Here is an 11,138-nt window from a genome sequence, read left to right on the forward strand (position 1 = left end):
GATATGGTATTAAATTTGGGCGGATTTAAATTTAACTGGAAGCAAGTAGGCGGCATATCGCTCGAGACCGAGTTTGGCATAAGTTCGCAGGATCGTATCCAAAATCACCCCGTTTTATTTGCGGCAAATTTAGGAAACCAAACCGTGAGCATAGAGGGCCAGACTATGCCCTATAACGGCGACAAACAAACGGCACTTAAAAGACTTTACGATATAGCTTACTCAAGGCAAAGTTATCCGCTAACCAACGGAAACGGCAAATATTTCGGCAGGTTCGCGGTTATTAAAATCAGCGAAAAACAAGCCGTATTTACCCCAAACGGAGCGTTTTTTACACAGAGCTTTAGTTTGGAGCTTAGGAGAGATTATGACTAAAATTTACATAGCTAAAGACGGTGATAGGCTTGATACTATCGTCTATAACCATTACGGGCATCTAAGATTTTTCGAGCAAGTATTAGCTCTAAATCCAAAACTAGCCACTACACTTAAAGCTGGCGACAAGGTATTTTTGCCCGAGATAAAAGAGAAAGCCAAGGAGCAAAATAAGCTATGGTAAAGCATCCAAATTTCAAGCTCGAAGCAAACGGTAAAGATATTACGGAGATCATCAAAGCAAATCTCATCAGTCTAAATTTCGACGATAAGGAAGGTAGCAAAAGCGACGAGATAAGCTTTAGTGTTAGCGGCATATATGCCAAGCCCGTATTCGGCGATAGCTTAAAGCTTTGGCTCGGGTATGGGGACGATCTTTATCTTTGCGGCTCGTTTAGCGTGCAAACGGCTAGTAGAGACTATAAAAATTATACCACCGAAGTAAGAGCGACGGCAGTAAATTTCGCTAGCCCTCAAAAAATCAAAAAGCGCAGAAGCTGGGAGAACACTACCGTATTTGAAATAGCAAAGAAAATAGCCGGCGAAAATAAGCTTGCCGTAAAAACGTCCGGGCAGGATCAAAACATCACCTCCGTCTTGCAAAATGATGCGGGAGATCTAGATTTCTTGTATGGGCTTTGCTTTGATTACGGCTTTATCATGGCCGTAAAAAACGCTACTATCGTCATAGCCGCGAAAGATGCAAAGGGAGATGAAACACAAACGTCAAATACCCCTAAAAACGAAAGCCTACCCACTTTTACTCTAAATTTAGCCGAGCTTTACTCGTTAGAGATTACGGAGGCAAACAGAAACTCTTACGGAGCGGTCATAGTAGAATGGCAAGACATAGAAGCTGGTAAAACCAAAAGTATCAAGGTAGGTAGCGGAGAGCAAACATATAAAATGCAAATAGCCCAACCAAAGAGCGACAATGAAGCCTTTAAAATGGGCGAAGCAAAGCTAAACGAATTGCAGCGCGGCGGCATAAACGGCAGGTGCTCTTTGGCCGGCGCAAATATAGTAGCGGGCGGAAAGCTTAAATTTAGCGGTATAGCGGGGCTAGAAGCAAACGAATTTAGTATCAAAAGCGTAAGCCATAGATTGAGTACGGATAATTACGAAATAGAGATTGAATTTGAGGGGTAAAAAATCTCATTTTTTACATTAAGGTTAAAAATGAGAAATTTTTTTACGAAAAAAGTGAGACGGGTTAAATAATATAGAAATTAAGATATTTTTTATATTTATTCAAAACTAGCCCTTAACTTTTCTTCTAAAAATTTTGCAAATTTATTAAATTCTGGCAACGCAAGCTCGCTTTTTCTTTTTGGATTAGCCCAAACGCTATCTGGAAAAAATGCGTCACTACTAAATCTAGCAATAACATGAATATGCACGCGTGGCACGTAGTTTCCAAAGCTTGCAATATTTATTTTGGTTGGTTTATAAAACTCAAGCATCGCCTTTTCAGCTACTAGTATCGCCTCAAAAAGCCTTGCCCTACTCGCTTCATCGCAATCGCTTAGCTCACGAAATGGCTTAATGGTAAAAATTTTTATCCATGGAAGTTCATTGTCCTCACGCTCGATTTTTATAAATTTATCTTCATAGATCATATTTGTTCCTATTTTTATACAAAATTTCTCTCTCGCAAAAGCGTATAAAGTTTGATAGTCGAGATAAAAAATGTAACGATCGCAGGTCCAAGGATCACACCCCAAAACCCAAATGTCGTGATACCTGCAAGCATCGCAAAGAATATAAGAAGCTCATTTATCTTTGTTGGTATTTTAACCAGCTTCGAGTTTATAAATTTAATAACAAGTGGCTTTAAAAGCGTATCAGCTGCAAACGAGATCACTACGATCGTGTAAATTGCGATAGTTATCGCTGCTGCTGTGTTGCCATTTGCAAACTCATAAATGCTAATAGGCGCCCACGCCAAAATACCGCCAACAACTGGAATAAGTGAAGCAAAGCTAAAAAAGATACCAGTTAGCACGCCGTCATAGCCGTAAAAGCTTGTGACAATAGCAAATAAAAAGCCTTGGATTATCATATTTGCGATGGTTGAGTAAAAAACGACACTCATCACGTTGCCAACTTCGCTTAAAATAGACTCTGTGTCATCTTGTTTTAGCGGAAGTGCATATTTTAGATAGCTGATTAGTTCATTGCCGTAAAGATTGCAAAAGAAGAAAAAGACCAAAATAATAATCATATCAACGCCAAATTTAAGGCTTAACTTACCTAGACTTGCAAGGTTTGTCGCAAGTTGAGAAAAAAGCATTTTAATATCAAGTCCGCCGATAAATTCTTTTATCTTTGGCTCTAAAAAATTTATCGACTCAGGCATCCTAAAATCATAATTTTTAATAAATTCGATAGTCTTTGTGACATTGTTTATATCAAAGCCAGCTGCGTATTTTGCGATCTCAACCACCGCATAAAGAAGTGGGGCGATAAATAAGCAAAGAAGCACAGACGTTGTAAGTGCCGATGAAAGCGTCTTGCGGTTTTTAGTGAGCGATAAAAATGCGATTTGGACATTTGAAACCGCGACAGCAAGCAGTGCAGCGATAAAAATATCAAGCAGATATGGTTTAAAAAGATAGACCACCAAAGCCAAAGCACAAAATACAAAAATTCCAAAAAATAGTCTATTGTTCATCTTGCTCCCTTAAAATGGGGTAATTATAGCAAATTTATCAAAGCTGCTCATTTGCTTCCCAAATTTGCTCAATCTCTTTGCCATCAAGCTTGCAAAGCTAGCAAGTACGGCTAGGCTTTTGGCATTTTTAGCATGCTACTGGCGCTTAGTAAATTTAGATAAATTTATAGTTTTACGCAAAATTTCTAGCTCAAAAGCTCCTACAAATTTAGACTTTTACGTGCACTGAAAATTTGTCCCGACGATCTCGCATTCATCACATATTTGAACATATATAGTTCCCTCGCCATCTACTAGACTTCCAAGAGGAATTTGTGCTAGATATTTCATGCTTTTGCTACATTTTGGACATTTTAAATGCTCAGCATCTTGCTCCCACTGCGGATATCCACCAAGCAAAATTTCGCTATCTATCATATATGAGTAGTGAGCGCAAACCTCGCTAGCCAGCTCGAAATTTTGCCCATCGAGCGTTGCCACAGCATCTCTTAAATAATCTTCGCTATCACCCTCGCCTACTACCTCTGTTTGCACGCTATTGCCGTCATTTTGGCAAAAATACTGCACAAGGCCAACGCATGTTGGGCAAAATTTAAGCACAGCATCGTTTTTAAGCTCTAGCCCAAGTCGCTTTAGACTCTCTTTTTTGATGATAAATTCCAGCATCTCGCCGCTACAAAATTTACATTTTTCATCACTCAGTGCTTTAAATTTAACGCTTGCGTCTGCGTTTTGGCTTGGCCCACATGTAAAACACCTATCAAAAACTAGGCTTTTTCTCTTACCACTCTCGTCAAAGCTCCAGCCAGCAACCTGAGCGTATGCGTCAGTATCAACATGAAGCTTTGCTTTCCAAGGCTTTGGCGCATTATAGAGCTTAAAAAATAGCTCCCTTACCACCTCATCGCCCTGCCAGGCAAGTGCGCAAAGGATGTGATTGATTTTTACCATATTTTCAGCGTCATTTAGACTATTTATGAGCTCATCTCTTACATCACTTGGGGCGTTTTTGTAAATTTCAAACGGGTAGTATTCACACTCTTTGGTCACTTCTCTTATTATCTGCTCGTCGCAAATTCCGTGTAGGTAGAAAATATAGACAAGATCGCTATAAATTTCATCATATTTGCCTATATCGTCTGTGTGAGCTAGGACATTTTTTAGCTTTTGCTTAATCTCAGCCTCGCTTAAGCCTTGATAAAACTCCATCTTCTCTTTTTGCCTGCAATCATAGCAGATCCCATCAAAGTAAATCGTCCTTTGCTCGCACCTAGGACAAAGATGTGGCTCACCCATTTTTGCTCCAAATTTAATTTTGCTACTCAAAAAGCCCTTTTTCGATGTCGATCTTGACGTTAAAGGTCTCAAAGCACTTCGCACTCGCGATTCTACCCTTTGCGGTGCGCTCGATAAAGCCATTTGCAAGCAGATATGGCTCGATGACGTCCTCAACCGTGCCCTCATCCTCGCTAAGTGCCGCTGCGATCGTGCTAAGCCCCATAGGACGGCGCCTTGCTTGCATCAAAATTTCTAAATACCTAATATCCATCTCGTCAAATCCAAGCGAATTTACACCAAGTGCGTTAAGCCCTTCTTTTGCACGCTCGTGGCTGATGATTTGCTCGTCATTTACCTCGGCAAAGTCGCGAATTCGCTTTAATAGTCTAAGAGCGATCCTTGGCGTGGCACGTGAGCGTTTGGCAATCTCAAGCGAGGCGTTTTTGTCGCACTCTTTGCCAAGCTTAGCTGAGGCGATCTGTACGATACGGCTTAGCTCACTACTTGTGTAAAACTGCAGCCTAAAGTCCATTCCAAAGCGATCTCTAAGTGGCGCTGAGATCATACCAGCACGCGTCGTTGCGCCAATAAGCGTAAATTTTGGTAGGTCTATCTTGATAGTCTGAGCCGCAGGCCCTGAGCCTATGATGATGTCAAGCCTAAAGTCCTCCATAGCAGGGTAAAGCACCTCTTCGATAGCTGGGCTTAGGCGGTGTATCTCGTCGATAAAAAGCACGTCGCCCTCTTGTAAATTTGTAAGGATCGCCGCAAGATCACCACTCTTTTCTATCATCGGCGCTGCGGTCATTTTGATACTTACGCCCATTTCATTTGCGATGATGTGAGCAAGTGTCGTTTTACCAAGTCCTGGAGGGCCGTAAAATAGCACGTGATCTAGACACTCATTTCTCTTTTTGGCGGCTTTTATAAAGACATCTAAATTTTGCTTTATCTTTTCTTGGCCGATGTAGTCTTCAAATTTTGTCGGTCTAAGCGAGACTTCAAAGTCATTTTCAAAGCTTACTTTTTCGATTTCAACGATTCTATCCAAAGTTTTTCCTTCTAAATTTAAGGCTTCATTTTACGCTTTTATGCTTAATTTAAGCTCGTTTAAATTTATAATAAAAGGTGCTGCCCTCGCCATAGACGCTATCAACGCCGTATGTAATGCCATGTTTTTGGCAAATTTCACTGACGATATTTAGCCCAAGACCAAAGCCACCTTGGATTTCATCCTCTCTTACATAACGTTTCCAGACCTTTTTGACGTCCTTTATCCCCTTGCCAAAGTCTTGCACGCTAAGCTTTATGCGCTCATTCTCAAAGCTTAAATTTATTAGTATCTCGCTCTCTTTTTGACTGTATTTTATAGCGTTTGTGATGGTGTTGTCGATGATACGCTGAGCTTCGACCTTGCTTAGCATAGTAAATGCATCGCTTGCTAAATTTGTCTTTATCTCGATGCTCTTGACATCAGCCACGCTTGAGAGAAATTTCACTCGCTCTTTAACATACTCGCCTATATTTAGCCTCTCAAGTGGAAATTTGATGTAGCCTCGCTTTATGAAGTACTCGACATCTTCGTAGGTTATCTGCATCTGTTTTAGGGCATTTTTGATGCGGGTTATATACTTGTTTTCAAGTCCAAGCATCTCAAGGTTCATACCAGCTACGCCAAGTGGGGTCTTTAGCTCGTGCATGGCGTCGTTAAAAAAGTTGTTCATATACTTTTGAAACTCTTTATAGGGCTTAACGCTGCTTAGATATAAAAAATATACGATAAAAAGCACTGCCACAAGGATGACAAGCAGCATGATGGCCGTTAAAAAGATGTTCTTTTTATTATCAAGCTCCTTTTCTACGACGATGTAGTAAGGGGTCTTATCTTTTATAAAAAAGCTCTTGTAAAATAGATATCCGTCCTCTTCAAGTGTTACAAATTTAAAGCTACTTGGCTGTTTTGTGAGAGTTGAGATAATTGGTTTAAAATTTACATCGTAGATTGCAAATTTATATTTTAAAGAAATAGCTATGTTTTCGTTTTTTAGAAATGAATTTTTGATGATATTTTCATGTTTCATAGCACCAAAAAGAGCTTTGGAAGTGCTGTTTTTTTGGCTTAAATTTAGGATCACAAAGCTTTGAAAACAAAATAGCGACATTATCACAAATGTCGCTATGATCTGAATCTTAAAGCTCTTGTGCATCTATTTTATAGCCTATGCGCCTCTTTGAGATGATAAAGTCGTTTGTCGTTTTGTTTCTTATCTTTAAAACGTGCATTCTTATATCAGCGCCCTCTATATCTTTATCGTTCCAGACAAGATCTCTGAGCTCTTCCATACTGACGTAAGAATTTAGGTGAGTCACCAAGCACTCGACCAAAGCGACCTCTTTTGCACTAAGATCAACCATTTTGCCGTTTTTATATAGCACTCGCTTATTTAGATTAAAGCTAAACTCTTCATTTATCTTGACTATGTTTTTATCGTCAGTGCCGTAGTACTTTCGCATAAGCTCAGCTACTCTAAATTTAAGCTCAGCAAGCTCAAATGGCTTTTTTAGGTATTCATTACAGCCAAGCTCGTAGCCAATCGCCATATCACCTATATCAACTAAAGATGTTGTTATCATGATAGGGGCACTTGGATTTAGACTTCTTATATACTTGATAACCTCATGACCGTTTACACCAGGTACTTTTATATCAAGTATAAAAAGATGATAGAAATTTTTCTCTATCAGATCACAAGCTTCTTGTCCATCACTTACCGCACAAACCTCATAACCTAGCGTCTGCAAAAACTCGCAGACGCTCTCTTGAAACCCTAAGTCATCTTCTAAAAGCAAAATCTTCAAAACGCTCTCCTAAAAAACAAACTTTAATAAGAATTGTATCTATTTTAATACTTAATAGGTAAATTCCAAATTAAAATTCTTTTTTAAGTATTAAATAAAAATTTGACCTGCGTAAACTATGTAACATCTTAGTAAAAAGACACCGCAGATAACAAAAATAGCGTTTAATACAGCAATTTCACGTTTGAAATCATGCGCTTTTAAAACGCTTAAGTCTAGAATGATAGGCAACGCCATACCAAAACCAATAACACCTATATAGAACATCAAGCCAAGAGAATTTGCACTTAGTGCGTTTGCTACTGTGTTTGCGCCGCTTGCACTTGCATTTGAAACAAGCACGAAAAGTGCAACTATAAGTAAAAACTCAACTATAATCGCAAAAAAGTCAAATTTTAATAGATAGTGCGCGGCATCATTATGCTTTTTCTCCTTATCTTTTAGCACGCCGATTAATAGTGTAAATGCACCAGCACAGCTTAAGCCAGACACTAAGAATAATACTGGTAGAACTGGTGTGTTCCAAAGTGCTATCTTATGAGCTGCGCTTAGCAAGAAGCCTGTATATGCACCAACACCAATGCCTAGGATGAAAAGCAAAATTCCTATTGGTCCTGAAAGCTTCTCGGCCAAATTTGCAACTAAGTCACAAATAGAAATTTTAAGTGACGCTATCTCATTTTTAAATGCACCAACTGCATACACAACGCTTAGCGGAGTATAAACTAGAAGCAGAGCAACACCTATTGACATAACTGAGTCGAAGTTGTAAAGCAACAAGATCCAGTAAAAGCTTAGCGGCTTACCAAGATCAACTACCAAAAGCGCAAGACCAAAAATGATCGCTACTGGAGCGATAAGAGCGGCTGCTTTGAAGTAATAGTTATCTTTGCCGTATTTGCCAGCTAAAAGCACTGCAACGATGCTAGCACCAGCACTAAGTCCTGCTAAAAATAGATAAAATGCTATTGGCCAGCCCCAGTAAATTTCAGTGTACTGAGCTAGACTTCCTGACATGCTATTCATTGTGTGCTCCTTTTGTATTTGCGATCATTGCAAGTAGAGGTTTTGTTTTTAGTTCCTCTTTTGGCAAGTAGTATTTTGACTCTTTTAGTAGTTTTGATACTTTGGAGTTCTCGTCATTGATATCGCCAAAAGTTAGTGCATTTGTAGGGCATACACTAACACATGCTGGCTCTTTACCCTCTTCTAGCCTGCTCTCATAGCAGAATGTACACTTTCCTATCTCACCATTTGGCAAGACGTAGCGAGCGTCGTATGGACAGGCTAGGATGCAGTATTTGCAACTAACGCAAATTCTATGATCAAGCAGCGTCACGCCATCAGCTGTTTTAAAACTAGCACCAGTTGGGCAAACCTCAACACAAGGTGCATCTTCGCACATAACACAGCTTTGACGTAAAAAATCAGTCTTTAAATTTGGAAATGTCCCACTCATCTTTGCATGCACCTGCAAGCGGTAAAGTCCCCTTGGTACGTTGTTTGCACTTCTGCAAGCTACCGAGCAGCCTTGACAGCCGATGCATAAATTTTCATCATGTATCATCATATATTTTTTCATTTTCTATCCTTACGCTTTACTTATGCTAACGCCAACATTTGTAACCATGGTTGCAGCCACTGGCCCTTCGGCTGGATTAAGAAGCACGCTTGTATTTAGCCCCACGTGATCTATACTCTTAAGAGCTGGGGTGATGTGTCCAAAGCCGTGATAGATAAAGAGTGTATCTTCTCTAATGCCCTCGGTCACCATGAGCTTGCCCTTTTGCTCGCCAAATTTATTTTTCACCACGACCATATCGCCATCACGTAAATTTTTACGTTTAGCTGTTTTTGGATTTATCCAAATTGGACTATCACTCATAAGATCATGAAGCGACGGTACCGCCTGAGTATGTCCATTGGTATGAATAGGTGTTTTGCCGCAAGTTAAGCAAAGATCATGTCCGTCAAATGTGTCCATATCTTTATCATTTAGCGCGCCATATCCTGCAAACTGCGCCTCGACATCAGGCAAAAATAGCTCTATCTTGCCGCTTTTTGTTTTAAGCTTAGCCATATCATCCATTAGGCCATTTTCGCCTACAAATTTAGCAGCGACTGGATATTTAGCGATAAATTTATCGATCATGCCTTTTTCTCTAAACAAAATTCCCGGCTCATCCCACGTGATAAAGCCATCTTTTTCCAGCGCAGCAAGTAAATTTACATCTCCACCAGCTTGCTGCATCCTAAACTCACGTATGTCGTTCCAAGTGTAAAGCTCATCTATCTTCATGCGGCGTGCTAGTTCTCTAAAGATAAACGCCCCATCTCTTGTGTCGCCAACTGGATCAATAACTTTATTTCTTATCATATAAGCTGGCTTTAGACCTGACTTATCCTCTATGCCCTCGTCGCGCTCAAGGTAGCTACTCTCAGGCAAGATAACATCAGCAAATGTCGCCATATCGTTTAGATAAACATCGCTTACCACGATAAAATCAAGCTTCTTCATCGCCTCTATGCTCTTCATCGTCTCAGCAACGTTTATTAGGTGATTAAATCGGATGTTAAACCAGCCTTTTATGGCGTAAGGCTTTTCGTTTAAGATAGCGTCATTTATATCCATCAAAACGCCATGTTTTCTACTTACAAATTTATGCCTACCAGTCTCGCCAGCAAAGTCTAGTCTAGTGACTTTTGGCACTTTAAATTTCTCATCTGGATTTTTAAGAACTGGGAATTTATCCTCACCGACTAGTTTGTTAAAGGTTTTTGCATTTTTGCCACCAAAAAGACCGCCTTTGACCTCCCAGTTACCCATCATTGCATTTGCCACCATGATGGCCTTTGTCCTCATGTATTCAGCTTTTGTGGTGGTTGTCTTATGCCCAAAATCAAAAATAACTCTTGGGGCAGCTTTATAAATTTCATCGGCGATGCGTCTAACATCACTTGCTTTTATGCCGGTGATTGTCTCTTGCCATTCAGGCGTTTTGCCCTCTACGCTTTTAACGATCTCATCAAAGCCGGTTGTAAATTTCTCAATAAATTCTTTATCGTAAGTGCCATTTTGTATCCATGTATTTATGATAGCTAGCACAAAAGCTAGATCGGTGCCAGGTCTAACTGGTAGCCACTCATCAGCCTTTGAAGCTACCACGCTAAATCTTGGCTCAAGCACAAGTAGCTTTGTATCTTTTTTAGCCGCAAATTTAGCAAGCTTTTTAGCATCGGCTATAACTATGCCTTCAAAAAGATTGTGGCCAAAATTTACAACGTATTTTGCATTTGCAAAGTCTCTTTTTAGTTTAGCTATGCCATACATCTGCTCACAGACCATTTGATAGGTGATCGGACAGCACGAAAAGTGTGAAAAACAGTTTGGCGAGCCGTAAGCTGAGGCAAAATTTACCATTAGCTTATGTGTTTGTGAGCTTTTACAGGTAAAGACAAAGCTTTCAGGACCATACTTTTGCTTGATCTCAAGCATTTTTGAAGCAACTAGATCAAGTGCCTCGTCCCAGCTGGCCTCGCGCCACTTATTTTCGCCTCTCTCACCAACCCTGATCAAAGGCTTTTTGACTCTATTTTCGTCATAAAGCTGGCTAAAACCAGAACCGCCTCTTGCACAAAGCGAAGTCGCCGTACCACCAGCTTTTGGATTGCCGCTTAAGAAGCAAATTTTATTATCAACAACCTTTGCTTCGATGGGGCATCTTGAAGAGCACATCTCGCAAAAGCTACGGACGTACTTCTCATCTTGCTTTGCAGCATTTTCTAAAGCACCACCCGGTAAGGATGATGCAACCATACTAACTCCGGCACCGAATTTTAAAAATTCTCGTCTATTTAAGCTCATCTTTCTCCCTTTAAAAGATATTTGCCTTTAGTTATTCTAGTATTTAAAGTTGAAAATAAAATTAAATTTTACTTAATATTTATATTT

At 39.9% G+C, this 11,138-nt stretch carries 12 protein-coding genes; 3 read left to right on the forward strand and 9 right to left on the reverse strand.

Features of this window, described 5'->3' with window-relative positions; genetic code table 11:
* The first annotated feature begins 3 nt into the window (after positions 1 to 3).
* Genes CVS93_RS06360 through CVS93_RS06370 form a run of 3 tightly spaced genes read left to right on the forward strand, consistent with a single transcriptional unit; the run spans position 4 to position 1,524 of the window.
* Positions 4 to 375 carry a phage tail protein gene (locus CVS93_RS06360; protein WP_087584106.1) on the forward strand — a complete coding sequence of 124 codons (372 nt, stop codon included), beginning with the start codon at positions 4 to 6 and terminating at the stop codon, positions 373 to 375.
* Positions 368 to 559 carry a tail protein X gene (locus CVS93_RS06365; RefSeq protein ID WP_107686998.1) on the forward strand — a complete coding sequence of 64 codons (192 nt, stop codon included), beginning with the start codon at positions 368 to 370 and terminating at the stop codon, positions 557 to 559. Before CVS93_RS06360 ends, CVS93_RS06365 begins: the two co-directional genes overlap by 8 nt.
* A complete protein-coding gene (locus tag CVS93_RS06370) occupies positions 553 to 1,524 on the forward strand; it encodes a phage late control D family protein (protein ID WP_107686999.1) in 972 nt (323 codons plus the stop codon). The genes CVS93_RS06365 and CVS93_RS06370 overlap by 7 nt, the downstream gene beginning before the upstream one ends.
* A 98-nt stretch (positions 1,525 to 1,622) precedes the next feature.
* On the opposite strand, the gene CVS93_RS06375 is transcribed toward CVS93_RS06370, so the two are convergent.
* The 9 genes from CVS93_RS06375 to phsA form a co-directional block, all read right to left on the reverse strand.
* Positions 1,623 to 1,994 (reverse strand): HIT family protein, encoded by a 372-nt coding sequence (locus tag CVS93_RS06375; protein WP_107687000.1) that lies wholly within the window; start codon positions 1,992 to 1,994, stop codon positions 1,623 to 1,625.
* Between the two features lie 14 nt (positions 1,995 to 2,008).
* Complete coding sequence (locus CVS93_RS06380; protein ID WP_087583930.1) at positions 2,009 to 3,049, reverse strand: AI-2E family transporter; 1,041 nt, start codon at positions 3,047 to 3,049, stop codon at positions 2,009 to 2,011.
* Positions 3,050 to 3,265: 216 nt separating this feature from the next.
* Positions 3,266 to 4,375 carry a cytochrome C gene (locus CVS93_RS06385; protein ID WP_199907243.1) on the reverse strand — a complete coding sequence of 370 codons (1,110 nt, stop codon included), beginning with the start codon at positions 4,373 to 4,375 and terminating at the stop codon, positions 3,266 to 3,268.
* Complete coding sequence (gene ruvB / locus CVS93_RS06390) at positions 4,368 to 5,378, reverse strand: Holliday junction branch migration DNA helicase RuvB (RefSeq protein WP_021090089.1); 1,011 nt, start codon at positions 5,376 to 5,378, stop codon at positions 4,368 to 4,370. The genes CVS93_RS06385 and ruvB overlap by 8 nt, the downstream gene beginning before the upstream one ends.
* Before the next feature lie 49 nt (positions 5,379 to 5,427).
* Positions 5,428 to 6,534, reverse strand: a complete 1,107-nt coding sequence (locus CVS93_RS06395) for a sensor histidine kinase (RefSeq protein ID WP_107687001.1) — start codon at positions 6,532 to 6,534, stop codon at positions 5,428 to 5,430.
* Positions 6,518 to 7,186, reverse strand: coding sequence for a response regulator transcription factor (locus CVS93_RS06400; RefSeq protein ID WP_107687002.1), 669 nt, complete (start codon positions 7,184 to 7,186; stop codon positions 6,518 to 6,520). The genes CVS93_RS06395 and CVS93_RS06400 overlap by 17 nt, the downstream gene beginning before the upstream one ends.
* 90 nt (positions 7,187 to 7,276) lie before the next feature.
* Entirely contained in the window at positions 7,277 to 8,212 is a 936-nt protein-coding gene (nrfD, locus tag CVS93_RS06405; protein ID WP_107687003.1) for an NrfD/PsrC family molybdoenzyme membrane anchor subunit, read from the reverse strand.
* Positions 8,205 to 8,768 (reverse strand): 4Fe-4S dicluster domain-containing protein, encoded by a 564-nt coding sequence (locus CVS93_RS06410; RefSeq protein ID WP_107687004.1) that lies wholly within the window; start codon positions 8,766 to 8,768, stop codon positions 8,205 to 8,207. The genes nrfD and CVS93_RS06410 overlap by 8 nt, the downstream gene beginning before the upstream one ends.
* Before the next feature lie 9 nt (positions 8,769 to 8,777).
* Positions 8,778 to 11,051, reverse strand: coding sequence for a thiosulfate reductase PhsA (gene phsA, locus CVS93_RS06415; RefSeq protein WP_107687005.1), 2,274 nt, complete (start codon positions 11,049 to 11,051; stop codon positions 8,778 to 8,780).
* Positions 11,052 to 11,138 lie beyond the last annotated feature (87 nt).

It is taken from the genome of Campylobacter concisus (genome assembly GCF_003048535.1).
GTDB classification, from domain to species: Bacteria; Campylobacterota; Campylobacteria; order Campylobacterales; family Campylobacteraceae; genus Campylobacter_A; species Campylobacter_A concisus_S.

Coding starts and splice junctions, on each gene's coding strand:
- CVS93_RS06370 (WP_107686999.1), top strand. CDS start 553: ATGGTAAAGCATCCAAATTTCAAGCTCGAAGCAAACGGTAAAGATATT.
- CVS93_RS06360 (WP_087584106.1), top strand. CDS start 4: ATGGTATTAAATTTGGGCGGATTTAAATTTAACTGGAAGCAAGTAGGC.
- CVS93_RS06380 (WP_087583930.1), bottom strand. CDS start 3,049: ATGAACAATAGACTATTTTTTGGAATTTTTGTATTTTGTGCTTTGGCT.
- nrfD (WP_107687003.1), bottom strand. CDS start 8,212: ATGAATAGCATGTCAGGAAGTCTAGCTCAGTACACTGAAATTTACTGG.
- CVS93_RS06410 (WP_107687004.1), bottom strand. CDS start 8,768: ATGAAAAAATATATGATGATACATGATGAAAATTTATGCATCGGCTGT.
- CVS93_RS06365 (WP_107686998.1), top strand. CDS start 368: ATGACTAAAATTTACATAGCTAAAGACGGTGATAGGCTTGATACTATC.
- CVS93_RS06375 (WP_107687000.1), bottom strand. CDS start 1,994: ATGATCTATGAAGATAAATTTATAAAAATCGAGCGTGAGGACAATGAA.
- CVS93_RS06395 (WP_107687001.1), bottom strand. CDS start 6,534: ATGCACAAGAGCTTTAAGATTCAGATCATAGCGACATTTGTGATAATG.
- phsA (WP_107687005.1), bottom strand. CDS start 11,051: ATGAGCTTAAATAGACGAGAATTTTTAAAATTCGGTGCCGGAGTTAGT.